The organism is Methanosarcina sp. Kolksee, assembly GCF_000969945.1.
GTDB classification, from domain to species: domain Archaea; phylum Halobacteriota; class Methanosarcinia; order Methanosarcinales; family Methanosarcinaceae; genus Methanosarcina; species Methanosarcina vacuolata.
Genome location: NZ_CP009524.1, coordinates 1337313 through 1362409, shown reverse-complemented (window position 1 = coordinate 1362409; position 25097 = coordinate 1337313). Strand labels below are relative to the sequence as shown.

At 40.7% G+C, this 25097-nt stretch carries 22 protein-coding genes and 2 tRNA genes; 9 read left to right on the top strand and 15 right to left on the bottom strand.

The window, feature by feature from the left end; genetic code table 11:
• Positions 1-168: 168 nt before the first annotated feature.
• The gene (gene nudC / locus MSKOL_RS05780; RefSeq protein WP_048158177.1) at positions 169-1038 is read left to right on the top strand and encodes an NAD(+) diphosphatase; all 870 of its coding nucleotides are present in this window, start codon (positions 169-171) and stop codon (positions 1036-1038) included.
• 391 nt (positions 1039-1429) lie between these two features.
• Here the strand turns inward: nudC and MSKOL_RS05775 are convergent, their stop codons facing one another.
• Together MSKOL_RS05775 and MSKOL_RS05770 are read right to left on the bottom strand one after the other, a co-directional pair.
• Positions 1430-1891 carry a hypothetical protein gene (locus MSKOL_RS05775; RefSeq protein ID WP_052725356.1) on the bottom strand — a complete coding sequence of 154 codons (462 nt, stop codon included), beginning with the start codon at positions 1889-1891 and terminating at the stop codon, positions 1430-1432.
• 413 nt (positions 1892-2304) lie between these two features.
• Complete coding sequence (locus tag MSKOL_RS05770; RefSeq protein WP_052725355.1) at positions 2305-3495, bottom strand: HEAT repeat domain-containing protein; 1191 nt, start codon at positions 3493-3495, stop codon at positions 2305-2307.
• 482 nt (positions 3496-3977) lie between these two features.
• Here MSKOL_RS05770 and MSKOL_RS05765 point away from each other — a divergent pair.
• Positions 3978-4049, top strand: a tRNA-Gly gene (locus tag MSKOL_RS05765).
• Between the two features lie 422 nt (positions 4050-4471).
• Here the strand turns inward: MSKOL_RS05765 and MSKOL_RS05760 are convergent.
• The 4 genes from MSKOL_RS05760 to MSKOL_RS05745 all read right to left on the bottom strand — a co-directional run bounded on the left by MSKOL_RS05760 (position 4472) and on the right by MSKOL_RS05745 (position 10031).
• Entirely contained in the window at positions 4472-5593 is a 1122-nt protein-coding gene (locus MSKOL_RS05760) for a PGF-pre-PGF domain-containing protein (protein ID WP_048154287.1), read from the bottom strand.
• Positions 5590-6417, bottom strand: a complete 828-nt coding sequence (locus tag MSKOL_RS05755; RefSeq protein WP_231592471.1) for a hypothetical protein — start codon at positions 6415-6417, stop codon at positions 5590-5592. The genes MSKOL_RS05760 and MSKOL_RS05755 overlap by 4 nt, the downstream gene beginning before the upstream one ends.
• 53 nt (positions 6418-6470) lie before the next feature.
• The gene (locus MSKOL_RS05750; protein WP_052725354.1) at positions 6471-7238 is read right to left on the bottom strand and encodes a hypothetical protein; all 768 of its coding nucleotides are present in this window, start codon (positions 7236-7238) and stop codon (positions 6471-6473) included.
• Between the two features lie 90 nt (positions 7239-7328).
• Complete coding sequence (locus MSKOL_RS05745) at positions 7329-10031, bottom strand: hypothetical protein (protein ID WP_052725353.1); 2703 nt, start codon at positions 10029-10031, stop codon at positions 7329-7331.
• Positions 10032-10785: 754 nt separating this feature from the next.
• Between MSKOL_RS05745 and MSKOL_RS19840 the strand changes: the two genes are divergently transcribed.
• The 3 genes from MSKOL_RS19840 to mgtA all read left to right on the top strand — a co-directional run bounded on the left by MSKOL_RS19840 (position 10786) and on the right by mgtA (position 14696).
• Positions 10786-10962 (top strand): hypothetical protein, encoded by a 177-nt coding sequence (locus MSKOL_RS19840; RefSeq protein ID WP_156150977.1) that lies wholly within the window; start codon positions 10786-10788, stop codon positions 10960-10962.
• Positions 10963-11063: 101 nt separating this feature from the next.
• Complete coding sequence (locus tag MSKOL_RS05740) at positions 11064-12137, top strand: hypothetical protein (RefSeq protein WP_197078877.1); 1074 nt, start codon at positions 11064-11066, stop codon at positions 12135-12137.
• A 33-nt stretch (positions 12138-12170) separates the two neighbouring features.
• A complete protein-coding gene (gene mgtA / locus MSKOL_RS05735) occupies positions 12171-14696 on the top strand; it encodes a magnesium-translocating P-type ATPase (RefSeq protein ID WP_048119238.1) in 2526 nt (841 codons plus the stop codon).
• A gap of 55 nt (positions 14697-14751) precedes the next feature.
• On the opposite strand, the gene MSKOL_RS05730 is transcribed toward mgtA, so the two are convergent.
• From MSKOL_RS05730 to MSKOL_RS05705, 5 genes are all read right to left on the bottom strand, one after another.
• Positions 14752-14961 (bottom strand): hypothetical protein, encoded by a 210-nt coding sequence (locus MSKOL_RS05730; protein ID WP_231592469.1) that lies wholly within the window; start codon positions 14959-14961, stop codon positions 14752-14754.
• 320 nt (positions 14962-15281) lie between these two features.
• Positions 15282-17009 carry a radical SAM protein gene (locus MSKOL_RS05725; protein ID WP_231592468.1) on the bottom strand — a complete coding sequence of 576 codons (1728 nt, stop codon included), beginning with the start codon at positions 17007-17009 and terminating at the stop codon, positions 15282-15284.
• Positions 17010-17182: 173 nt separating this feature from the next.
• A tRNA-His gene (locus MSKOL_RS05720) sits at positions 17183-17255 on the bottom strand.
• Between the two features lie 164 nt (positions 17256-17419).
• On the bottom strand, positions 17420-18202 hold the full coding sequence (locus MSKOL_RS05710; RefSeq protein WP_048158173.1) for a sulfide-dependent adenosine diphosphate thiazole synthase: 783 nt from the start codon (positions 18200-18202) through the stop codon (positions 17420-17422).
• A gap of 357 nt (positions 18203-18559) precedes the next feature.
• A complete protein-coding gene (locus MSKOL_RS05705; protein WP_048154272.1) occupies positions 18560-19924 on the bottom strand; it encodes a hypothetical protein in 1365 nt (454 codons plus the stop codon).
• A gap of 347 nt (positions 19925-20271) precedes the next feature.
• Here MSKOL_RS05705 and MSKOL_RS19835 point away from each other — a divergent pair, with 347 nt between their 5' ends.
• The 3 genes from MSKOL_RS19835 to MSKOL_RS05695 all read left to right on the top strand — a co-directional run bounded on the left by MSKOL_RS19835 (position 20272) and on the right by MSKOL_RS05695 (position 21510).
• Positions 20272-20412, top strand: a complete 141-nt coding sequence (locus tag MSKOL_RS19835; RefSeq protein WP_155400473.1) for a hypothetical protein — start codon at positions 20272-20274, stop codon at positions 20410-20412.
• A gap of 21 nt (positions 20413-20433) precedes the next feature.
• On the top strand, positions 20434-20994 hold the full coding sequence (locus MSKOL_RS05700; protein ID WP_048154268.1) for a toll/interleukin-1 receptor domain-containing protein: 561 nt from the start codon (positions 20434-20436) through the stop codon (positions 20992-20994).
• 162 nt (positions 20995-21156) lie between these two features.
• The gene (locus MSKOL_RS05695; protein WP_048154265.1) at positions 21157-21510 is read left to right on the top strand and encodes a hypothetical protein; all 354 of its coding nucleotides are present in this window, start codon (positions 21157-21159) and stop codon (positions 21508-21510) included.
• A 239-nt stretch (positions 21511-21749) separates the two neighbouring features.
• On the opposite strand, the gene MSKOL_RS05690 is transcribed toward MSKOL_RS05695, so the two are convergent.
• The 4 genes from MSKOL_RS05690 to MSKOL_RS21570 form a co-directional block, all read right to left on the bottom strand.
• The gene (locus MSKOL_RS05690; RefSeq protein WP_048119218.1) at positions 21750-21944 is read right to left on the bottom strand and encodes a CxxC-x17-CxxC domain-containing protein; all 195 of its coding nucleotides are present in this window, start codon (positions 21942-21944) and stop codon (positions 21750-21752) included.
• Between the two features lie 534 nt (positions 21945-22478).
• Positions 22479-22667 (bottom strand): DUF2795 domain-containing protein, encoded by a 189-nt coding sequence (locus MSKOL_RS05685; RefSeq protein ID WP_048119215.1) that lies wholly within the window; start codon positions 22665-22667, stop codon positions 22479-22481.
• 18 nt (positions 22668-22685) lie between these two features.
• The gene (locus MSKOL_RS05680; protein ID WP_048119213.1) at positions 22686-22874 is read right to left on the bottom strand and encodes a DUF2795 domain-containing protein; all 189 of its coding nucleotides are present in this window, start codon (positions 22872-22874) and stop codon (positions 22686-22688) included.
• A 239-nt stretch (positions 22875-23113) separates the two neighbouring features.
• Entirely contained in the window at positions 23114-23221 is a 108-nt protein-coding gene (locus MSKOL_RS21570; RefSeq protein ID WP_082091221.1) for a DUF2795 domain-containing protein, read from the bottom strand.
• Between the two features lie 799 nt (positions 23222-24020).
• On the opposite strand from MSKOL_RS21570, the gene MSKOL_RS05675 reads away from it, so the two are divergent.
• Positions 24021-25052: a calcium/sodium antiporter gene (locus MSKOL_RS05675; RefSeq protein WP_048119211.1), complete on the top strand. Its 1032-nt coding sequence runs from the start codon at positions 24021-24023 to the stop codon at positions 25050-25052.
• Positions 25053-25097 lie beyond the last annotated feature (45 nt).

Here is a 25097-nt window from a genome sequence, read left to right as displayed (position 1 = left end):
ATTTATTCTTCTGGTTCTTTTTTACAAACTGGAGTAAACGAAACACTTGTAGCCGAAAAAAACGGAAATAATAAGTGGTTTTAAATTAGATGTCCTGAAATCAAATTGCTCCTGAAATAAAATATTCCTGTAACCATATATAGAACAAAAACAATAAGTATGTACATTATGACCCCAGTAGACAGGGAAAATCCCATTTGCCCGGAATTCTTCCCGGAATTTATCATAGGCATCGAGCCGCCAGTTGACAGGACGGAAAAAGCGCTCTGGTTTATTTTCCGGGGCCGCGAGGTTCTCCTCAAGCTTAATAAAAATCCAGGAGCAATTCCAAAAATGCTGGACTTTGGAGAGCTCGGGCTTCCAGGAACCCGGGAACAGTATCTTGGAACACTTGAGGGAACTCACTGCTATTCCGTGGAATTGCCTGAAGATGCACAGGCACCTGAGGGAATGAAATTCGCAGACCTCAGACAGGCGTATACGGAAATGAGTGAAAAGTGCTTTGCACTTGTGAATAAAGCCGTCCAGATTATGGAGTGGGATAGAACAAATCAGTATTGCAGCCGATGCGGGGCAAAGACCGCGCAAAAACCCGGCGAAAGAGGAAAGGAATGCCCTGACTGCGGGGAGCTTTTCTACCCGAGAATCTCGCCTGCCGTTATTGTACTTATCCGAAAAGGTCATGAGGTTTTAATGGCAAGGTCACCGAATTTTATGCCAGGCCTGTACGGTTTGATAGCCGGTTTTGTTGAACCAGGAGAATCAGCCGAAGCTGCGGTAGTCAGGGAAACAAGGGAAGAAGTGGGAATTGAGGTCAAAAATATCAATTATTTTGGAACACAGGCCTGGCCGTTTCCGAATTCTCTTATGATCGGGTTTACTGCGGAGTACGATTCAGGGGATATCCAGCCCGATGGATTTGAGATCGAAGATGCCGGATGGTTTTCGGTTGAAAACCTGCCTGGGTTGCCTGGGAAAATAAGCATTGCAAGGAAGCTGATTGACCATTTCCTTAAAGAAGAAGGGCTGGAAGTTTAAAGCCAGACTGGGAATTCAATTTTCAATTTAGAATTTTATTCTTCCCGCTGTAACCTTTTTTAATTCTTTATATTATATTCAGGATGTTAATAGGGCTATGGGGCTTGCCATGTGCCCGATTTCTTCATTCCAGAACCTGAGTTCAGGGATATTGTATCAATGGTATTAAGTGCCAATGAAATTTTTGCGAAATATAATGGAGTTAAAATCAAAGTTGCGCATTTTTAAGCACATAAATGTCGCATGATATCGATACATGTGCTTAGACTTAAGCACATCATATGCAAGGAATTTATAAATAGCAATCATCTGACCTCACAGAGATACGGAAAAGAATATATGCGCCTAAAAAGTCGGAAGATAGGGTAGATAGTTCTTCCAGGTTATTCAATCAAAAAGACGAAGTCGTAAATTTATACACAAACTTCATGCCACATGAGAACAGTGCCAAACCAATCCCAACATAAAAGAATCCTATGTCAAAAGCTGGCAAAAGACTAAATTTCCGAATAATAATTCCACCTAATATCATTACTACCATAATCAGGTATGACTTTTTATCAAAAAATTCCAGAACAAACATTTTCTTTCGATTATCTTTACTTATTCGAGTCGTGTGCTTCTCAACTAATTTAGAGAAAATGAAAAAATAAAATACTGAAAATACCGAAGCAGCTAAAAAAACACTAAAAATATATCTCCCTTGATTTATAAAATATGGTAATCCAGTCTCTATTACCATTGTTCCAGCAAACATCCAAACGATGCCTGCAATCAAAATTAAATATTTATTAGGAATCGATGATTTCTGTTTGAAGCTGTTTTTCATATCACTATTTAAACTTGCATTCATGACATAAAAACTTATAGTATTATGGCTCTGTAGAAAACTTACATTTCAACTGAAACTGCAATAAAAACATATGCACGTAGATAATCCATCTACATTTATCTGTGCCAATCTCCGTGGTTTGTAATCAAAATGAGATTTCAACAAAAAATGCCAACTACTGTATCATTCCAAAGTATGTCAGAAATAATTCCAAAGTATGTCAGAAATGAATTTTTTGAAAACTACTGAAAGCACGGAAGATACGGAAATAAGTAGTTAAGGCGTGGTTCTTCCGTGCTTTCCGCGTATTCCGTGGTTGTAAATATCCAGATAAAATCACTCTGCGACCGGCTGCGTTTTCCGTATTACAGAATTCCATGTGACTTTAAAATAATATTTACGCCATAAGCTGCAATTATTTTCTTATTATGTGTTTATTTGAGAATATATGTACTGGAATTAGCAGCCTTTCTCAAAACTTCTGTCGCAAACGGTGCTTTTTCGTCAGTGCGACTCATCAGTTCTGCGGCGTAATCACAATATTTGCTGTAGAAACTAAGCTCATCTTTCATTTCAGACAAGTCTAGATCTCCCATATTCTGGACTTCTTTTAATGCTTCTGCGAGGTATTGAACAGCTTCAAAAAGCTGTTTTTTGCCCTCAGAATCTTCAATTGCAGCTTTAGCTTCTTCCAGATATTTGTTCACTTCTTCTTTAGCTTCCTGTCTTTTGGAAATTATCGTATAGAATGAACGATAAAAAAGGAGACAAAATTTAGCAGGGTTATTATAAGATACTTCCTTTGTTGCAATTTCGAAAAATTTTATTGCCTCTTCTAATTCTTTTTTGTAATTTTCCTCTGTTTCTGCCTGGGAAGCCATGAATATTGAAACTCTTCCAAGAGAATGATTTGAGGAAGATCTCACATAACTGTTTTGATCATTGGTCAGTTTAAGTAAATCATTCCATGCCTGTCGCTTATCTGAAAAATGGGAAAACGCAGAACCAAGAGCATAGGCAGCACTAGACCTAACTTCATGGTCTTTATCATTGATCAATCTAAGTAAATTATTCAACGCCTGTTGTTTATCTGGCATTTGAGAAAATGCAGATTCAAGAGCTAAGGTAGCACTTATCCTCACAAAAATGTTTTCATCATTGATCAGTCTATGTAAATCATTCCATGCCTGTTGTTTATCTGGCACTTGAGAAAACGCAGAACCAAGAACTTCGGCAGCATTAGACCTCACTAGCCAGTCTTTATCTTTAGCTAGTCTAAATAAATCATTCCACGCCTGCTGCTTATCTGGCACTTGAATAAATACATAATCAAGAACTCTGGAAGCACTAGATCTAACATCATGATCTTTATCATTGATTAGTCTAAGTAAATCATTCCATGCCTGTTGCTTATCTGGTATATCAAAAAATGCAGAATAAAGAGCTCTAAAAGCACTAGATCTAACATCATGATCTTTATCGCCGGTTAGTCTAAGTAAATCATTCCATGCCTGTTGCTTATCTGGCATGAAAGAAAAGAAATTATTCAATTCCTCAAACGCATATATACGCGCCTCTGGATCATTGCTTAGACATCTATTGTGAATTTTCTCCTGATCGACCAACTGTCAAACACCATAAATTTAATAAAAGTTAACGTTTAAAAATATTACTATCAAGCTGTCTAAAAACTACATTTGATTCTACAAATAGGATAATGTGCTATACTTCAAGGCAAATACATACGTGAAATTCAGAATAATTTTCGATCTGAATTTAAAGTCAACAATTCCAATTATCCAATTGTAGAAACGGGTCGAGTCTTGAGACAAACTGCTATTTGGTTTTCGGGAATAATCTAATTTAGAAACTCCACATATTTTAATCGAGGGTTCTATATGGAAACCCGTCAGATTAGTTCCATTTCATTATCACTGCAAAAGAAAATAAACTAAAAAGATCTCTTTAAAGAGAAAAACGAAAATATATACTCTGTCCCTCGGATATAGGTGATATAAAACACATCCCCCGAAAATCTCCTAAGGATCAACTTAATTAGTTAGAAAAAATATAGTATAAAGCCGGCAGGGTATCCTGTAAACTTAGAACATCAGTAGTGTAGCGGTCATCACCGGGCGTTGCCAACGCTCGAACCCGGGTTCGAATCCCGGCTGATGTATTGCCCGAGTTCCGTCACCCGAGTTCCGTCACCCGAGTTCCGTCACCCGAGTTCCGTCACCCGAGTTCCGTCACCCGAGTTCCGTCTCGGGAGGACGGTGCCCTTTTCGCTCACTTTGTTCGCTCAAGAGGGCTGAATTATGGCAAAGATAAACTGATTTTTAACTCCTTCATGGGACTATTTATCCAAATTTCGTAGAGGATTACCAGCGGGCGTGATCACAAGCCTTCCAAAAAAGCTTGCCTGCAAACTTTGTTAGAAAAAGTTTGATTGAAAACGATTCACGTTTGAATTTGAAGAATCTTCTCCCCGAACCCTATCGGCGTGATCAACCGGCGCAACGGTTGTTTTAAAAAAGAAATATAAGCAGCTTTGAAGGCTGCTTTAAATTGAAATATATTTTGAGATTCAGTACTCTATCTTTACTTTCTTCTTATGATATAGTACACAGCACCAAGGACTCCCACAGATACTGCAGACTCAAAGCCCGGGATAGATCTCCAGCCGGAAGGTTTTTTCTCGTTAGCTGCAGGGTTCGTATCAACATTTTCTGTGGTGGGAGTGGTTGCATTTACTTGGTCATCAGGTTCCAGTTCTATGCTCTTATCGGGTACTACAATTGTGAAGGGTCCGAAACCCGGAGTTTTGGACTCGAAGAAGACATAGGTACTGTCTTCACCAACTTTTGCGGTTTCAAGTTTGCTCCAGGCTTTGTTGTAGTTCCAGAGAGCTACAGAAGTTTCGTCAGCTCCGCATTTCTCGAGCCAGGACTTTTCAACTCTGAAGCCGACAACTGCGTTTGCAATGTTATTGGAGTTTGCAATTCCTCCAGAACCTACCCAGATGTTCACGTTCTTATAGATCGTACCTTCTGGCAGGCCCGAAACCAACTTGGACTGGCCTTTCAACATTTCGACTATAGTAGTTACTTTTCCCAAACTCTTTTTGGCATCAAACTCCACATACCTTATACAGGTTACACCCTGTGTGAACTCGAACCTAACACGTTCCCCAGCGTTGACAGATTTTTTAGATAGTTCTTTGGCCGCAACATTACTCTGAGGCTCAGCAGAACCGCCTCCACCGCCTCCGCCACCTGAGCTGCCACTTGAACCGCCACTTGAACCGCCACCTGAGCTGCTACCACTGACAGTGATGGAACAGTCGGCAGGAAGGACAGAAAACTCAGCTTTGTTGATATCTCTTAAAATTCCCACAATTTTGTACGTACCGGTTGTTGCTGGAGCTTTCAGAGTGTAGCTGAAACTCTTTTCAGTCATGAGCAGGAAGGAAACTTCGCTGCCATTTTTAGTTACAGCTCTTTCCGGCAGGGTAGAACTAACAAATGTGAAATCAGCAGGAAGCTTTTCAAGTACCTGTCCGGCAGCACCGTAGTCCGATACATTGACTGTTACCTTGAATTCCTGATTGGGACTAACCGAGGAAGGGAAAGTCCTTTCTGCACTGCCTGCAGAAGCCGGGACAGTAAACAAAGTCAGGGCCAGGAGCAGTATAACAACAAATTTTAACTCAGGCCGTTTCATATCCGATCCCACCCATCAGCAAAATACGCACCCAGAACTGCATATTTGATCCCGCTAGATACGTCGTTATTGTTTACAAGAGCCTCAATTTCCTCAGGAGAGAAAACCCCATCAGAACCTCCAAACGTTGTTGTGAGTTGACTTTCATTCAGCACAATTATGGAAATGCTGTCTGTATCTACAACACTGTTTCCTGATGGATTCGAAGCCGTGAATTTGAATTTGAACTCGCCTGGTACAGTACTGACTACATTACAGGTATACTGATCTCCACCCTCTGAGTTTAATGAAACCACGCCCTGTTCTATACTGGTGAGGTCGATCGTCACTGATTTGATTCCAGAGTAGTCTACAACCTTTGCCGTGACAGTAGAGAAATCTTCTCCGTCATTCAGGATGTATTTTGGGGATGCAGATAAAGCCTGTATTTCAGGAGGTATAAAGTCTCCATAAAATGCAAGGTCAAGTTTAACTGGATTAGCTCCGTGTTCATAAGTTACGGAAACAGGCTCGGATGCAATACCTCCCAGCTTGAAGGTTATCGCTTTTCCGTTATCTTGCTCGGTACCATTAGCTGACACCTTGTACTGTCCAACCTTTGTAAGAGTGTACGAGCCAACAAGCTTTGAATCTATATATGCAGAGATTACGAGTCCGGGACCCGCTTGTGCAGCATCTCCTTTCAAACTTCCTTCAAACGCGTTGGGGAGAGAAGGAATAGTAGAAGAAGAACTGGCAGATGCGGCCGGAACAAGGGACATGCCCAGTATCAGAATAACCAGGCATAATAAAACTCTTAAATGTTTGTCCTTGATCGTCATCATGTCACCTTGAAATTTTACCGTTAATCATGTAGACTTTTTTTTGAAAAAGTCCTTCAGCGATTCCTTCTAGATCCCCTCCCGAAATCGGACCCGAAAACAAGCAGAAGTATGCCTACAACCGCATAGACAATAAAGAAACCTGGAGCACTTTCGGATTTAAGAGAACTTTTGGAAGATCCTGCTGCCTCTTTAGCCTCGGAATTTTCGCTTGAACCTTCCGAAGCCGTCATGTCCCGCTCAAGGACTGAACTTTCAACGGCATCAGCTTTGGAATCCTCTGTGGAAATTATCTGTTCTTCATTATCTGTCAAAGGTTCTGAATCTGTTTTTAAATTTGAATTGCTATTTGAATTGCTATTTGAGTTACTATTTGAATTGCTATTTGAATTGCCATCTGAATTGCTATCTGAATTACTACCTGAGTTACTTACAGTAGTAGTCTCGGAATATACTGCCTTACCATCAGGCAGCTCAAGGGTAACTATAACTCCAGATTTCCAGGCAACACTGCTTGCAGCATCCTTTCCGTTCACCTTAAAAGTAATCGTTTTTCCTTCATCTTCAGCAGTACCAGGAATAAATAGGGAGTAATTTCCGGAGGAAGTATCTGCTAGATACTCCTTTTCATTAAGATAAGCTGCAACAATAGTCCCGTCGGGAGCAGGCGTACCGTCAATGAGAGCAACTCCTATTACTGTCATCGGAAGTATCGGGGGGGATGGAGGGACGTCCTCAGCTGCCATACAACCCTGGGAGAAAGCCAGGAAAAAAAACAGTAGCATGGATGTTCCTAAAAGTCCATTTTTTAATTTTTGATTCATTGTAGACCTCCAGTTATATGTGAACAACAAAAAGAAAAAGAGCTATTCAGCCTGAACAGGCTGAACAGTCAACTGTTTCAGTAATTGCACTTACTCCATACTCGAATAGTCGGACATCTCCGGTTTGTACGAGTTTTCGATGGATGCGTAGGTACCTGCATCCTTCATGAAGATCCAGTAACCCTGTCCGGGTACCATACAGCCATCGGTTTGAAGTGCTCCAACTGGTCTTGGATCAGTGCTACTCAGGTATTGAATAGACGTAGATCCATTTCCAAGTAGGCTATCTGTCATGCTAGGAATTATGCCGCCCCAACCCTCACTGGAACCATAAGTCATTAGGTTGGAGAACCTGTAGTCTCCAAGAAGCTCAAAGTCATTGAGCGAAGACAAAGTTGTGGACCAGGGTGCATAATACGAAGAGGTATGCCCTATCATGTGCCATCCAGGAGTGAGCTCAAGAGAAGCAGGCACACCAGGGTCAGTACTAGATGACATTCCCTTGAACTGGACATTGGTCACGCGAGACTTTTCAGTGTAGACCCAGTAACCCTTGCACGGCTCAATAGTCTCAGGGAACTGCCAGCATGAACCGTCCCAGTAGAGGACTGTGCTGCCATTGCCAAAGACATCTTCAGTACAGGCTTTCGAAGAAACAAGTGCCTTCGGCACGGATTTCAGGTTCCAGCCTTCCTCAAGCGTGATAGTCATATCTTCATATGTCCTTATAGGCCCACACATTGAGAAATTAGAGTTGTAGTTGCTTGCGTTGTCCCGAGCAATTACAGCCACCCAGTAGTCCTTGCCGTAAATAAGGTCTTTCCCGTCGATTGCTTCAATGCACAGATCCGTAACACTTGAGTTTTCTAATTTCTGGTTTGGAGTCTGTGACCCATCTGTATGAGTTTCTAACCCGGTTGTGTTTACCTTCTGCATATCCTCAATACAGCCTGGCTTAGATGTGCTGATATAAACCTCATATGGCATATCGGCAAGATCTGCATCAGTGCTTGCATTCCAGCTAACCATCAGCCCTGGATAATCATTCACATACTGCCAGTAAGTTAAACCAAGTGCATCTACAACATTCAGGTTTGCAACACAAGCCGGAGCAACACTGTCAACTGAGAAAGACTTCACATCAGGCTGGTAAGTCCTGCTGCTTGTAGAGTCGGTGATAACTACTGTCCAGTTTTTGTTCACTCCATCTTTTATTGAAGCTGTTATTGAATAGTTGTCTTCACCGACAATGAAGTCACCACAGTTGCAATTTTCATCAGTGCTGCATTTTAAGTCCTCATCTTCCTGGTCGCAACTTGCATCTACTTCCTTACCATCAATGAGAAGCTTGTAGTTGAAAGGCAGTCCTGCCCCCTCCCCATTCTGTCCTGCAACAGTGAAGGTAAATGTCGGGTTTGAGGAAACGTATCCTCCATCCGGAGAAACGAGAGAGACACTAAGCCCGTTAAGGCTCACATAAAAGTCCCGAACTTCACTTGTAGCTTTGTTTCCAGCTCCGTCTTCAACAGAAACCGACCAGTTGTGGACGCCATCAGGAAGTTCAAGTTCCTTAGATATGGATTCGCCAGCCTTTGCAGTCCCAGAAAATTCATCCCAGGAATAGGCAGAAAAATTCTCAGCAAGTTGTCCATCTACATACAGCTGGTATGACAGATCAAGATTATATTGAGCAGCTAAATCATCCTTACAGGTAAAGTTGAACTTAGTAGCACCTATTACCTCTTTGTAGCAATCCTGAGGAGAAATAAGTGTCACACTGGGACATTTAGTGTCCACATACAGAGCACGAGACCCGGTTGTGTGTGTGTTTCCGTAACTGTCTCTGGTACTAATTTCCCAGGTGTGATAACCGTCAGCGAGTTCAAACTCAAGTTTTTTATATGCACCAGAGGTTATAACCCCACTACTCTTTTGGGCGCCGTCGAGAGAGAAAGCGTAGGTAAGTTGACTCCCAGACTGACCGTATGAATCGTATGCAGTGAAGTTAAAGGCGACACACTTTTTGGCAGCAAACTCGGAGGTAGGGCTAACTATCGTTATGTATGGGTCACTAACGTCAAACCCATCATCAAAAGATTCATCTCCCAACTGATTACCTAACTCGTCAAAGGCAGATATGTCTATATCCAGAGGAACGCTTACATCATCTGGAATCTGATAGTCATAATCAAAGGTGTCACCATCTATTTGATCCATCGGATCATCAGTCACAAAATCAGTGCCTACTAAGTTTACATTACTAACTCCGGATAAACCGTCACTAATCGATATAGTGGCATTATCAACAGGCTTGCTGAAGTTTGCGATGATGTTTACAACATCTCCGGGTCTAAAAGGACCAGTTTTGTTATATCCAATACTGATGTTCAAATAATCTCCTTGAGGATCAAACACAAATGCATCAGGATCTGACAAAGGTTTACCACCCAACAGCGTGTCACCCTCATCATATGCAGATATATTTACACCCCAAGGATCACTTATTATAATACTCGCATCCGCTGGAATCGTATATTTGTACCAGAAGGTTTTACCTTCCTCACCCAGTTTTGTCATTGAGTCGTCATTCTTTAAAAATGAACCAGTATTATTAGTGATCGATATATTGGCGTGATCAACGGATTTATTGAAATCGACCGTGATATTTACAACGTCACTCGGTATAACATTGGTTTTGCTATAGGTGACATTAGCGCTCACATTTCCTATATCAAAATGTATTGGTTCTGCAAATGCGCATCCTATTCCTGATAAAAGGAATATAATGAACATCGCACTAAATAGTATTAATCTTTGTTTCATATTTTACACCTAGATTCCGCAAATATCCAATTTTCTTCCAGTTTAAACATTGAATAGATCTTTATAAATAATCTTTTTGAGTTGAAAGATATAGCAGATCCCAGCTATTTAAATGATCTCGACAAACAGTATATTAATATTGAGATAGTTGAACGCTCAATAGGTCAATAAATTAGTACTGTTTGATAACTATAAATTATATTTTACCCCTATTTTTCAACCCAACCCCCTCTATATAATTAAATTGATATTATTATCTGTTCGGTTGACAAGAAACCCAACGCTTCTCCGAAATCGTTTTTGGTAGAAGTGGGGTAACATTTGGTCCTGATGCGGCAAGTATTAGCCTCTCTGTTCTTGCTGCTCAGGGAAGTGATAATCCTGTTTTTGCATCAGTGCTGACTGTACAGCCCTGAACATCATATATGTGCCCGCTAGCGAAAGGTGAAAATTTGTTGTGAGCTAAATTTCCACCGACTGCAATATTTTGATCTTAATGTATGGCACACATCTTTGTATATTATCTTAGGATGATAATATAGCTAAGATTACACGATAACTAATATAAATCTTTCTGACAGAATAGAATAATTAAATTTAATTAGTGTTAAAAAAGAATTTAATGTATATTAATAAAAATTCTTTAGAATGTATGGTGAAAAGATTGCGATTTTTCGAAGCACATTCCAAAATTATTAAATATTGGTTCTTAAAAAAGTAATGTATGAAAAATATAAAAATACAAGGGGTAGAAGATTCAGAAACTAAAAATTTTTGTTTTAAAAGACATTTTAGAGATTTTTCAAGGCGGGAAGCAAAGAAACTCCTGAGAGAAAGAAACCACGTTATCTTTATTGAAATCAAAGCTGATAACCTTAAAATGTGGAAAGCGCATATTTAAATAAAAACATTTTTTTATGCGAAAAAAGCGGGGGTTGTAAAATTCGATATACTTTCCAGAATTCTACCGAACTTTCAGTTCAGAGAGACTTTGTTCAGGATATGCAGGACTTTATAGCGATTTCAAAGGAAGTCATACCTCTGGAAAAATCAGCTATAACGATAAAAAATGAAAACCAAGAAAGGCGTGCAGTCTTCGAAAAAATGATTCAAGAAATAGATCTGTTTGAGAAGGAAATGAGGGAATGTATTGAGACCCTCGCAGCCGGAGTAGATTCACCTGAGATTCTTGAGGTAAAAGAGAAAACTCTTGAGACTTCCTCAAGCGTGGCGCTGGCAAAGAAAAATGAAAAACTTGCCGAGATTGACAGCGAGAATAAACTGGACCTCATGGAAATACAGCAGCTTGATACAAGGATACTCGCAGCTCTTAGCCCCTTTTTTGAAGACAGCATATATGGAGCCCAAAATGAATATTATGCCTTCATAGAAGATAAAACACTGAATGGAAAGCAAGTTGGTTTTGTTGACAACCTGCAGTATGAGTTTGAACTTCTTTTTACACAGGACACCTTGAAGGTAAAAGACCTGCAAAACCTGACCTTGCCGATATGGTCAAAGGGCGGAATCCTATCCAGAGAGGAAAAAGTAAAAAAAATCGATGTATCCGACTTTTATATAAAGAACATTAAGTATGAGAAAAATAACCTGAAAACCGTACTTGAAGATAAGGATGCGGAAAATAAGTTCACAATCTCCTCGGACGAGAAAGCTTTTCTGATTATATACAGGGACTACGAGATAACACGGGACCAGGAACTGGCTGCCGCCTTAAACAGGGAATCGGTTGATTCGTTCATAACAAAGCTAAAAGGGTTCTTCACCGAATTTGTGGGATCGAAGAAGCTCATTAATATCACATTTGACGGGAAAAACGTGATGGAAGAAAACAGAGTTTTTGAATGTCTGAAACTGATTGCTTCCATATACGGAAGACTGGTAACGGAATGCCTTGAAAAAGGATATACTGAAGGGGAAATAACTATCAAAATTGAAGAGCCAGGTGGGACGAGGACAGAAAAATATCTTGAAAAATCGGAAATTTCGAAAGACCTGTCAACTATCGGAAGGGAAGGAGAAGATCTGGCTACACTCCTGAGGGTTAAGGAGGGTTAAGAAAAGATAGACAGGCGAGATGGAGAGATCCTGTTGACGCAAGGCCGTAACGTTGAGTTCTGGAGCGTTCCTGTGCCAGAAATGCTCCAGAGGCTCCAAACAACCTGCGAAGGCTTGAATAGCTCTGAAAGTAGTGAACGCCTTAAAAAATATGGTGCCAATCTCCTTAAACCAAAAAAAAGTTCAAATACCCTTAAAATATTACTTTCCCAGTTTAAGAGTCCAATTATTCTTATTTTGCTTTTTGCAGCAGGATTATCTTTCTTTCTTGGAGATGCTACGGATACTGTAATTATTATAACCATTATCCTGATCAGCAGTTTGCTTGGTTTCTGGCAGGAGAAAGGAGCTGCAGATGCCTTTGAAAAACTGCTCAGTTCAGTCGAGGTGAAGTCAACAGTATTAAGAGATGGAGAAGGAAAGGAAATTCCTGTCGAACAAATAGTACCTGGAGACGTAATAATCTTCGGTGCAGGCGATATCGTTCCTGCAGATTGCCTGATTCTGGAATCAAAGGGGCTTTTTGTCAATGAAGCTACTCTCACCGGAGAAACTTACCCGGTGGAAAAATCAACAAAAACCCTGAAAGCAGAAACTCCTCTTGCAAAGCGTGAAAACTCCCTCTGGATGGGAACCAGTGTGGAAAGCGGAGGTGGGAAAGCACTGGCAGTTGCTACAGGGAAAAAAACAGAGTTTGGGAAAATATCAGAAGAGTTAAGAACCAGTGCTCCTGAAACGGAATTTGAAAGAGGTGTTGCAAAGTTTGGCCATTTTCTGATGGAGGTTACCATGTTGATGGTCATTGCAATCTTTGCAATCAATGTTTATCTTCAGCGCCCGATTCTGGATTCTTTTCTGTTCTCCCTTGCGCTTGCAGTCGGGCTTACACCTCAACTTCTACCTGCAATTATAAGCGTTAACCTTTCTCACGGCGCAAGAGAGATGGCGGAAAATAAGGTAATTGTCAAGAGATTAGCCTCTATTGAAAATCTTGGCAGCATGAATCTACTATGTTCCGACAAAACCGGAACTCTGACCGAAGGAGAACTTCAGCTTCATTCTATTCGGGATGTGAAAGGAGACCAGAGTGAAAAAATCCTTTTTTACGCCAGTCTCAATGCCTATTACCAGAAAGGTTTTAAAAACCCTATAGACCGAGCAATCCTGGCACATAACAAACTAGATGTGGGAGAATATAAGAGTCTGGATGAAGCCCCCTATGATTTCATACGCAAGCGATTAAGCGTCCTTGTCTCAAAAAACGGGAATAGCCTGATGATCACAAAAGGTGCGCTCTCAAATATTCTTGAGATCTGCACCTTAGCAGAAGTAGAGCCTGGAAAAATTGTAGAAATATCAGAGGTCAAGGAAAAAATAGAGCAACAATATAAGGAGTTCAGCGAAAAAGAGTTTCGAACACTTGGTGTTGCATACAGGGATATGGACAAGCAGACTAAAATCGAAAAAGACCAGGAAAAAGGAATGACCTTTATCGGATTTCTCTTGTTTTTTGACCCATTGAAACCAGACATTGCAAAAACGATAGAAAACATGGAGCAACTTGGAATTTCTCTGAAAATAATTACCGGGGATAACAGGCTTGTGGCTGCCAGTATTGGCAAGGAGGTAGGGTTTAAAGCCTCAAGAATTCTAACCGGAAGCGAAATTTACCAGATGACAAGCGAGGCCCTTATAGGAAAAGTAAATGACATTGATATCTTTGCTGAAGTAGAGCCAAACCAGAAAGAACGTATTATCCTTGCACTCAAGAAGAGAGGGAACGTTGTCGGATATCTGGGAGACGGTATTAATGACGCGTCTGCTCTTCATGCAGCCGATGTAGGAATTTCAGTTGACAGCGCCGCAGATGTCGCTAAAGAAGCTGCACAAATTGTGCTGATGGAAAAAAACCTGGATGCACTTGTAGAAGGCGTCAAAGGCGGAAGAAAAACCTTTGCCAACACCCTGAAGTATGTTTTCATGGCTACCAGCGCCAACTTTGGGAATATGTTCAGCATGGCAGGAGCATCCCTTTTCCTTCCCTTTCTTCCCTTGCTGCCCACACAGATCCTGCTAACCAATTTATTGACTGATTTTCCGGAAATGACTATAGCCACGGATACCGTTGATAAAGAACTGATTGAAGAACCACACCGCTGGGACATAAATTTCATCCGCAGGTTTATGATGGTATTTGGCTTTACCAGTTCGGTCTTCGATTACCTGACCTTCGGTACTCTGCTTCTCCTGCTACCGGGTATTATAGAACAATTCAGAACAGGCTGGTTCATAGAATCCGTTGTTTCGGCATCAATGATAGTGCTGGTAATCCGAAGCAGAAAGCCTTTCTTCAAGAGCAGGCCAGGAAAATATCTACTGGTGGCCACGATTCTCATTGTAGTCCTTACTCTTTGCTTTCCACTCACGCCTTTTGCAGCCCCCTTTGGGTTCAAACCCCTACCTTTACAGGTCATTTTAATTCTTGGAGCCATAATAGGACTTTATATCATTACGGCTGAGGCGATAAAGAGAATTTTTTATAAAAAAGTAAAATTTTAAGAGCTACCTGTACTGACAGCTATGCTGACAGGAGAAAACCTGGTTTACCTTGAAGTTACTCAGGCTTGCCGTCATCATAACCTGTCCCATCCGGCAGAAAAGGAGTGAAGATAACTACCGTAAACAGCAACAAAAAAGTGCCGTACATTTTGATCGTTGTCTCAAACGTAGCATAGAATATGAAAACCACAAGCATGACCCAGACAATGAAACTGAGCTGAAGAGCAATTTTTACTCTATATAAATTTTCCGCGCTTTCGCTCAACAAAATCCCCCTTAAAGAATCCCTTCGAAATCCCAAGTAAAAATGATTCCCGATTGGATAAATAAGTGTTGTCAAAAAGAACGATCAAAAGACATCTCAAAAAATCGGAATGTAAAACATCTCCCTTTAAAGAGCTACCTGATATCCCGGTAATCCTGAGCCCGATAATGCTACATGCTGCGAATCTTCAGTATCCAGCATAATGAATCTTTATATCCAACATCAGGTAGCATGGATATCAGGTAGCATGAATGATAACTCCAGAAACGTAGGCTGATCCTATAAGTATTGAAATTTAATAACTCGAATCCAACGGAGTATTAAATATCAATAAACCGGAGCAATTTATCTCCTTCACTCACACGCCTGAGAAAGTCGTCTCTGTCAATATAGGGAACTCCAGCAATTATTGAATCCGCAGCTTTCTTTCCAAGCCCGGGAAGTTCCCGGATAAGATTGGGAGAAGCGGCGTTAATAGGCAGAGGATAAGGTATGCCAGTAATCGAGCGCATTCCATGTCCTGTGACCGTAACGTCAGTAAATTTCCTCAAAGGCAGAGAAGCAGGAATTCCAATCAGCAATGGGTATGAGCCAAGCTGCCTCCCAAAAGTAATTCCTTTTTCCCGAACCTCACACATTACATCCCTGAGCACAGTACCTTCAGGCACAACACGCCGCAACATTGGGAGGTCAATATTCTTCCTTACCCGTTCCTTGTAGTCCAGAAAGAGCTTCTTGTGCTTCCTCGCAGCTTCGTCTCTTCCGTACATTGGGGTTCCTGGAAAAGCCATAACCTGGCGGATATTGATCCTGCGCAGAAGCAGGCCCGAGTCGAGTACTTCTTTCAGGAAATCGTAATTGAGCTGGAAAGTTTTCCTGGACTCGCCCATCAGCCCATGCACGAAATTGATGCCCGGAAGGATTTCGGGAAGCCCGTTAACTCCTCGAACGGCCCCAAGCCTGTTCACAAGTTTGATCGCCTCAAAGACCTCTTCAGAGGTTGCCTTAAGGGAATTGGCTTCAATTACTGCCCTGTCGGCACTCTCCATCCCAAAAGCTGCCACGTCCCCTGCTGTATGATATTTAATTATCGTCTTCAGGATCTGTTCAGATTCTTCAGGATAAGTTGCAAGCGTAATCGGGTTTGCATTGTCCATATGAAGCACAGACAGCTCTGGAGCCGAGTTTCGGATTCCTCTATAGAGCCTTTCAATAGCGACTGGATCAGGCTTTGGAACAGGCCCCCCAACGTCCTTGCCATGATAGGAAAAAAGATCCGGCTGCCTACCTATCCTGAAGTAGCGGGCTCCGTGGGAGTAGAGAGCGGATGCTTCGGAAATTACATCGTCTATGGGCCGGTAATCGGAAGCCCCATAAAAGGGCTCTGTACAGAAAGAACAGTGAACTTGCCTGCCACAACCTCTGTAGGTCTCAAGCTCACACATGCAGTAAGGATAATCAGGGTGCTGCTGAATCAAAAAGGCACCACTGAGCCCCCAACGTCCGATTTCATCTGTTGTCCTGAAGCGTTGCTCTACAGCCTCAGGGTTTCTGAGCTTCACAGCAGAACTTCCGGTAAAGCCGTCCTTAAAAAGATCATAGACAAAAGCTTCAAGGTCCATTCTGGCAAGCACTGCACCTGAAAAGTTTATCCTGCTTTCAGTACCTTTTGCGGCCCTCCCGCCTTCGCCGCTGAAGCCGAGCCTGATAGGCCCGCCTATAACTTTTACCCCATGCGCTGTCCGGAAAATTGTCTCGATTTCCCCGAGTGTAATTGGGGAAGCCCGAAGATATTTGCCTGGCACCGTCGTGCCTGCTATAATAATAACAAGGTCTGCTTTCCCTGTAAGTTCCCCTGCTCCAGGTGGGTTTTCTCGCAGGGTGTCAATGGTAATGTAATGAATGTCCTTTTCGGCAATCCCGCGTTCTCTGAGAGCGCCTGCTATATAACGCGGATAAGGAGAAAGGTAAGGAGGAACCCCAAGACAGGCAGGTTCATCCACATAACCGTCTATAATAAGTGTTTTCATGTAAATTCTTGTTTCCATTTGCTTGATAGTCGAAAGTATACAGTCCAGTCAGATATAAGTTACAGGTGAATTACAGATGTTAAAACAGTTGAAAGATATCTATTCAAGAGAATAAAAAAGTAAAAAACACTTTCACAGAAACAAAATAATCTGTTAAAAGATAAGAGAATGAAAATTTAAAAAATAATTAGGGCCGGGACCGAGAATCGAACTCGGGTCGTAGCCTCCACAGGGCCACAGGATGGACCTCTACCCTACCCCGGCCACAGGGGTCTGGTACTTCAGATTGAAGCAAGCTATAGAAGGAGTTTTTTTATATAAAGTTTTTGCCGGAAAAGGCAGGAGACCCTTCTCAGGAAAAGAACATCTTCTGTTTTCCGGCTCTCAAAACGCACAAAATTTAGCTAAAAGTTCTTTCTGGATTAGTATCAGAGTTCCTTAAGCTTTTCAAGGGCAAGTTTTGCAGCCTTTTCTCCCGAAAGAAGCATGCCTCCGAAAACTGGGCCCATTCTTGGAGAGCAGGTTGCGGCATTTGCAGCCATGCCCGCAACGATTAGGCCCGGATAAATTTCCTTGGTTGCGTCAACAGCCAGGCGCTCGCCAACCTCTGACCACATAGGTTTTTCTCCTAGCTTTCCGAGGTTTCCGATTTTTGCATTGGGAATTTTCCTGAGAATTGTATTACATACAACCGCTTCATGCCCTGTACCGTCAATTACGAGTTTTGTTCGGATCATGAGAGGATCGACATGCAGGCGCTGTGCCGTGACAGGTCCCCAGTTGATGACAATTCCGGTAACCCTATCGTTTTCCCGGATCATGACATCTTCAAAACTTACAAGGTTGAAAACCTCAGCCCCGGCTGAAGTCGCACCTGCAATCAGCTTCCCAACGGACTCTACGGAATTCGCCACATAGTACCCGGGCTGGTACTCTTTATACCTGATCCCGAAGTCGTCAAGGATGCGGCAGGCTTCTTCCTGTAAAACGATACGTGGGAACATCATGCCTCCAGCCCACATGCCACCTCCGAGCGATAACTTTTGTTCGTAAATGGCAACCTTTGCTCCGGCCTCTGCAAGATACTTTGCAGCCACCAGGTTTGCAGGCCCTCCTCCAATAAGTGCCACATCAACTTCCGTGTAGTCGAGGAAAGTTTTAGAGTACTCATCAAAAATTGCTCGTGTGATTATGACTTCGTCGAGTTCCATTTTAATCTCTCGTAAAGCTTCTAAATTAAAAGCCGGAAGAATATCCCGGCTTTTTATAAGGAACAAACCGGGAATTGTAAACCCCAATTTGTCATCATGAAAATTCACATTTTGATTATAGGCATTGCTTTTAAAGTTGTTGGAATCGGTGGAGTAGAAAGGAAAAATAGATGATGAATGTACTCGAAGAAAGTTTCCTAAAAACTGAGCGTTATGCGAAGATTTCAGGGAGAAAACACCAGTCGAGATAAAACTACAGTTATTAAGCAACTGAACTTTCCCCGAAAAAAACAGAGTTGAGCTGTGGAACCCCGCAGCAAGCTCTCAGGGTATTCAACTGAAATAAAAAAAGAAGGTTTATAACCCGCTCACGGTTTCAAGAAAAGCGGGCCGCTTCTTAAATTCAGATTTCAGGTCGGAAAAACGTTTTATCCAACCGGTTTCATTATTTAAGATATTGATATAGATATCTCTGGCCTTTCCAAGATATTTAGCTGCAACACTGTATGTTTTTCTATTCCCGTTCGGTATGTTTTGATAGGCTTTTTGCCAGTAATATTCGATGATTTTATCCGGAAAATCATTTGCCAATTTATCTGCAAACTCATCAAAATTGTCTTCAAATGAATAACCGAACCTGTTTTTAGGAGGATTGAAAATTGATTTGAGAACTGTTTCTTTCATACCCTTATCCAGACATATTCGCAAATAATCGTGAAAGTCTTTTTCTTTGATCCTATTGAATATTTTAGGCTCAATAGATTTCCAATCAGGTACTTTCAGAAATTCTTTCTGCTTTTTGTACTCTTCATAGTATTTCTTTCTGGTAAACTCAAAAGACTTTAACAGTGCAGATTTTGCCTGCTCGTAGGCTCCTTTTGACCTGTAATATTCAAATAACCTGTCCAGCATGTTCTTCTGTTCAGTATTGCGGGATAATGCTGCCTGCACAAGTCGTTCAAGGTTAGCTGTGTCTCCTTTTTTGGAATAATATTCCCACAGAAATTCAAATAACTTAGTAACCCAGCCTTCCCCTTTCAGGATACCCATTTCTGCAGTTTCCAGGGCTTTAACCTGATCCCCTTTTTCTACATAATATTCAACCAGGTCCCAGTAATCCATTCCAGAATTTAGGATTTGCATGCGCTCCTGCAGATAAGCTGAGTCATCATGAAGGTATTCTCTCTGGATTTTCATAATCTGTTTTTTTCTCCAGTCAGAAGGATGTTCATCAAGTTTTTTCACTAGATATTCCCATTCTTCTTTTGTCTGGCAGATCTCAAAAAAAATATCCAGCAAGCCATCTTCAAAACCTGAATTTTTGAGATTGTATTCCTCAAAGGCTTCGTCTAAAAATTCAAGCTTTGCAGCAGTTGACAGGCCACCTTCTTTAATCAATTCCGAAATATTCTCCAGATAACCGAATGCCTCCTCTTCATCATCTTCTGGGCCGCCTCCAAGCTCGTTAAATTCTGAGATGATGCTCCTGGCATCTTCCCAGTATTCAAACAATAGCCCATCATTTATGGAGACTATGTCTTCATCTGTTATGGTTTCCGGCATTGATTCCTGTTTTTCTTTGAACCATTCCAGGACCAGTTGATGTAATTCTGGTTTTTTAATCAGCAGTGTGCTTACCAGGTCGTAAAAGTCTGAGGTATTTAAATCCCTCAGGCGTGCATATAATGAGAATTTTTCAGGTTGTATGCTGTTTTCTGTCACTATCGGGCTCCTACTTTTCTCATCAGCAATATATCAATTATCACACCCAAGCTAAAAATGATTATATCTGATAGTTAGGGCTACCATAAAAATCCTATTGAAATCCAGTTAAGTTTTCATTTGAAACCTTTCAAATTTAAAAGTTGGCAGCGCGAATTAATAACAAAGAAACATCCTAAGAAAACGAACATGATATTCTTTGAATAATATGCACGACCAATAAAAGTGTTTGCAGATGGCAGCATTTTCATATTAAACAAATTATTTAGAAAGTAATTAGAAAGTAAATTCCTTGAAAGTTATAGTACTTATAGAGGAGAAGTTATTATTATAAAGGGGGATTTATTTTGCCAGAAAAAGACAAAGAACCATCTTTCCAGCCTGAACCGATACCTGAACCTGAGCCTGAACCTGTTCCTCCACCTGAGCCGATACCTCATCCGGAACCGGAAATTGAACACGATAAGAAACCAAAGAAAATAGAGTAATTCCTGTAAAGTGCGGCAGCTATGATCTCGAAAATTTATGTAGCTCACTGCGAGCAGGACGAACCACTTGCTCAGGAACTTGCCAGAGCTTTATGGGCCGTGGAGATGGAAAGTTTTTCATCCCTGTACAGGAAAGCTAGAATTCTTTCCCGGGGTGAAAGGATACGTTTTGGTATTCGCCAATCAGATTGTTTTATCCCGATTCTCACACAGAAAGGTGCAGGGTCTCCAGAAGTAAATCAGGAAATTGGGTTTGCAGTCGGAGCCGAACCACTTATAATTCCACTGGTAGAGTCGGGAGTCGAATTACCTATCCTGATACACCATCTCCAGCCCATTGTCTTTTTTCCTGAAACTTATGAGGATGCTCTGGGAAAAATAATACAGAACCTGAGAGAACTGACAAGGCTTGACTGGCTAAAGATAAAGTGCCCCTATTGCGGAGAGGAGATGACGCAGTACATCTCACCTCAGGAAGAGGTAGAGAAAGCTCTTCTCGCGGGGACGCACCTTGAGACAAGATGCAGTTACTGCCAGAAAAATATTTACCTGGACCCCAGAACTTTCAGACCTATACTCTAATTATACTCTAATTATACTCTAATTATACTCTAATTATATTTTAATTATTGATTAGCAACCAGGTTGGGAATATTGATTTAGCAACCAGGTTGGGAATATTGATTTAGCAACCAGGTTAGGAACAGAGAAGAGGGTAAATTGACGGGAAGAAAGGGGCAAATTATGGGAAGAAAAGCAACAAATGAGATAAAAGATGAGCCTAGAGAACCAATGACAGCTCGATCCAAAATGGGTGAAGCGGTTGTAAGTGAATTAGAGGTAAAAGGAATCGAAAATCTCACCCCGACAGAAAAGAAACACCTGCTTTTACAACTTTCCCGAGATAAGGTTAAAGATAGTTCTGCCGGCCCATGGGAAATTGTTGATGTCTTCAGGGAAAATTGGAGAACCATCAAAGCTACATTAGCTCAACCAGTAGAAATTGATGTAAGGGATGTAGGAAGGGATGCTCTCTTTCGGGTGTCTCTTGATATAACACAGTTAGAAAGAGAACTCGAAACACAGGAACTGAAATAACACTCTTAGAATATAGAGCTGTGTCACTTTTAGATTTTATTTATATTTTAATATATAAACAAGCTTATAGTGTTTTCAGAGTGACATAACAAAGAAAACAAGAAAACAGGAGAAAAGAGAAAAATAAAGCAGAGTAAAAAGATAAAAACTGAAGTAAGAATCGTAACCTCAGCAAGTGTAACCTCAGCAAGTTAATGATCATCAATCAAAATGAAAACATAAGGCTTGATGCGAATAAATTAATACCTTTTTGGTTTGCGCTTTGCGTAACACTCCCTGCAGTAGACCGGCCTATCAGGGTCCGGCTTGAAAGGCACCTCTGTTTCTTCGCCACAATCTGAGCACTTGGCTTTGTACATCGTCTGTGGCCCTTTACCATAGCTGCGTTCTCTGCTGGAACCCCGATCCCTACTCTGGGAACTTTTTCTTTCCATTATCATTTCCCCTATTTGATATCTCGTTAAAGCTCACACAAAGAGAAGTATCAAATAATTCAAAAAGAACCTCATTTATGAACATGTTATTATCTGGGGATCTCGATGAACTAATTGAATTATTAATATCTAGTATAATGATATTTATTCTTACTGCATTAAACTTTATTAAGCTTCAACAAATTTTTTCATTTTTAACCGAGTGTTTCGTAATTTATTCAATACAGAAAAAGCAACAAAAATAACACATTTATTATAGATCGTATCTGAACCAAATACAAATAACAGTACTTTTTATCCTTCAAATTTTAGCGCTGGAGCCATCACAGAAATCATAGTCAAATACTGCATTCCGGGGAAATCATCACAGAAATACTGATCAAATACTGCATTCCGGGAAATCATCACAGAAATACTGATCAAATACTGCATTCCAGAGAAAGAAAGGAGGTTTACTAGCCTCCTTTTTTATGGATAAAGGGAGAGCCTTTTCTACTCGCCCCCCATTTAGTGCCTTAGTGCCTTAAAGTAAGATTATTTTCCTTGGAATTCCTTGCTGACAGCTGCAGCATTGGTATACTCCTTGTCTGGAAGATCTTCGAGAACTTCAATTACTTCATTGCTGGCGTCATGTTTTTTAGCGTGCGCAATAAGTTGCTTTTTATTTACGGGATAATCTATATCCTTTAAAGCCTTCTGAACTTCAATTGGACTGGTTTGCATAAATTCCCCCCTTTATGTTTATTTTCCTTGGAATTCCTTGCTGACAGCTGCAGCATTTGTGTACTTCTTCTCAGGAAGGTCTTCTAGAACCTCAATTACCTTATCGCTAGCATTGTGCTTTTTAGCGTGCGCAATAAGCTGCTTCTTATTTACGGGATAATCTATATCCTTTAAAGCCTTCTGAACTTCAATTGGACTGGTTTGCATAAATTCCCCTCCACTTTCTGTAGATTTTATCTAGTTTTCTCGGTTATATTGACTATATGATGTTCAATAACCTGCCTCTTGCAGAGGGTAAGCCACTATTTCGATACCATCTGGAACTAGAGGTACTGTTCTAAAACACCCATTTAGTGAATCAGTACTCTTTTGGGTTTGGCGATTTGATGCGTTCGCTTTTCAGACGCTTGATTTATCTGGTAACCACTCAAAGCTGTTATGCTTTATTATCCATTCAGAAGATCCAGAACATTATTACTTGCCTGTTCACCCTTGGCAAACTTTACAAGGCAGTCTCTGCTTGCAGGATAATCTACTCCCCGCCGGTTATAGATTCTTCAGCCTGACGTGGATTACTTATTTCAAGTTCACTTCCCTGAATTCAGGTAGCTATCGCCTTTCCCAATTAGTAACCCACCCACCATTGAGTATTATGTAAAATATAATATAAAAAAGAATTCAACTCAAACGTTTGATAGAAGATGACTATTTAGATCTAGCAACTTAGATATTAATTTTAGAATTGAAGAATGGATGTGTCTGCAAACCAGGGTTTTTGGTTAGCACCTATTGAAAAGTAGACCCCCATAATAGCTTGATTTAAAACAGGTGAATTGAAGAAAAGATCCCCTTCAATAGAGTAAGTCAATACCGAAAAACTACTCCATGAGGAAATAAGTTCGCAACATATATAGAAAAACTTTCTTGAAAGCTACCGAAGCTCAGATTGATCATATGAAAATAAATCAATATGAAAGAAATCAATATGATTTCAGTTTATAGTTTTGAAAAGTAATTTTATAATATAAAACTAATGAAATGAAGTTGCATTTTTTGGAAGATGTTGAAATGCAAGTTATAAAAGCACCAGATAAATAATTTGCCTGCTACGGAAAAATACTCAATTGCCTGAATATGGAAGAGATTCTGGCTCTTCGCCATTCCCTATGGATAAGAGGATTTTCAATTCAAGGCCGCATTGGTTTTTATGGGAACATTATTAGGATGTCTACACAAAAAAAGAAGAGCCGAGATTTTTTTCATCTTCTAATTGAAAACCTTTAATATAGGAGTTTCCAGATAAGAGACCAGATCAATATCAGTAAATCCAGAACAAACAGACCGGACGTAATTATGATCGCAGAAAATCTTTTAATCTTTCTACTTGGCCTTGTTCTTTTGGTCAAAGGTTCAGATTACTTTGTAAAATCAGCTTCAGCAATTGCAGAGAAACTCGGTGTTTCCGAATTTGTTATAGGCTTGACACTTGTTGCAGTTGGAACGTCAATCCCTGAACTTGCTTCATCAATAGCTGCTTCTCTCCAGCATGCAAGCGGTATCGTAATAGGGAATGTCGTTGGATCAAACATCGCAAATATAGGGCTTGTTGTCGGGCTGGCTGCAGTTATCTCTCCAGTGAAAACCGAAATAGAGATGCTCAGGAGAGATGGCTATGTCATGCTCTTTGCATCTGTGCTCTTCTTTGTTTTTATCCTAAACAGGGAACTCTCAATACTGGAGGCAGCCTTTTTCATACTTGTCTTCATCGCGTATGTGTTTTTCCTGTTTGAAGAAGCCGAGAAATACGAAGGGAAACTGCATTTTAAAGAGTTTTTGATATACTTTTTTAAGTGTAAGTATATAAGCAGTGCAAGGGAAAAGATCAATTGTATAAAAAATGGAAACGCTAACGGCGAAAACTGCCAGTCCAGAGAAGGTTTCACAAAAGATATACTGACCCTGGTATTAAGTTGTGGAGCAGTTATAATCGGGGCAAAGTACTTTGTAGGCAAATCAATCTTCTTTGCAGAACTCCTTGGAGTTCCTGAAACTATAATAGGTACCACTCTAGTAGCAGTTGGCACATCCCTTCCGGAGCTTGTAGTGACACTATCTGCAGCAAAGCAGGGTTTAGGGGACATAGCCCTTGGTAATGTTATAGGCTCAAATATCGCAAACATATTTTTAATATTAGGATTTTCCGGGTTGATCTATCCGGTAGCCATTGAACAGATAAGTCTATTATTTACGACTCCGGCTATGATTTTGATAAGTATAATACTCCTTGTGTTTATCAGCACAGACTGGGAAATAAAAAGGTGGGAAGGAATGACTTTAGTAGCCTTTTATGCATCTTTTTTAATAGTACTGCTCAGGATGGGCTAAATAAGTATGGAAAAGTATAGGAAAAGTATAGGAAAAGTATAGGAA

Bases quoted from the DNA above. Each gene is read 5' to 3' on its own strand.
- MSKOL_RS05700 (WP_048154268.1), top strand. From the start codon at position 20,434: ATGATCTCGAAAATTTATGTAGCTCACTGCGAGCAGGACGAACCACTT.
- MSKOL_RS05690 (WP_048119218.1), bottom strand. From the start codon at position 21,944: ATGGAAAGAAAAAGTTCCCAGAGTAGGGATCGGGGTTCCAGCAGAGAA.
- MSKOL_RS05680 (WP_048119213.1), bottom strand. From the start codon at position 22,874: ATGCAAACCAGTCCAATTGAAGTTCAGAAGGCTTTAAAGGATATAGAT.
- MSKOL_RS19840 (WP_156150977.1), top strand. From the start codon at position 10,786: ATGAAAAATATAAAAATACAAGGGGTAGAAGATTCAGAAACTAAAAAT.
- MSKOL_RS05750 (WP_052725354.1), bottom strand. From the start codon at position 7,238: ATGAATCAAAAATTAAAAAATGGACTTTTAGGAACATCCATGCTACTG.
- MSKOL_RS05740 (WP_197078877.1), top strand. From the start codon at position 11,064: ATGCAGGACTTTATAGCGATTTCAAAGGAAGTCATACCTCTGGAAAAA.
- nudC (WP_048158177.1), top strand. From the start codon at position 169: ATGACCCCAGTAGACAGGGAAAATCCCATTTGCCCGGAATTCTTCCCG.
- MSKOL_RS05725 (WP_231592468.1), bottom strand. From the start codon at position 17,009: ATGGAAACAAGAATTTACATGAAAACACTTATTATAGACGGTTATGTG.
- MSKOL_RS05710 (WP_048158173.1), bottom strand. From the start codon at position 18,202: ATGGAACTCGACGAAGTCATAATCACACGAGCAATTTTTGATGAGTAC.
- MSKOL_RS05675 (WP_048119211.1), top strand. From the start codon at position 24,021: ATGATCGCAGAAAATCTTTTAATCTTTCTACTTGGCCTTGTTCTTTTG.
- MSKOL_RS05760 (WP_048154287.1), bottom strand. From the start codon at position 5,593: ATGAAACGGCCTGAGTTAAAATTTGTTGTTATACTGCTCCTGGCCCTG.
- MSKOL_RS05755 (WP_231592471.1), bottom strand. From the start codon at position 6,417: ATGATGACGATCAAGGACAAACATTTAAGAGTTTTATTATGCCTGGTT.
- MSKOL_RS05685 (WP_048119215.1), bottom strand. From the start codon at position 22,667: ATGCAAACCAGTCCAATTGAAGTTCAGAAGGCTTTAAAGGATATAGAT.
- MSKOL_RS05775 (WP_052725356.1), bottom strand. From the start codon at position 1,891: ATGAATGCAAGTTTAAATAGTGATATGAAAAACAGCTTCAAACAGAAA.
- MSKOL_RS05695 (WP_048154265.1), top strand. From the start codon at position 21,157: ATGGGAAGAAAAGCAACAAATGAGATAAAAGATGAGCCTAGAGAACCA.
- MSKOL_RS05745 (WP_052725353.1), bottom strand. From the start codon at position 10,031: ATGTTCATTATATTCCTTTTATCAGGAATAGGATGCGCATTTGCAGAA.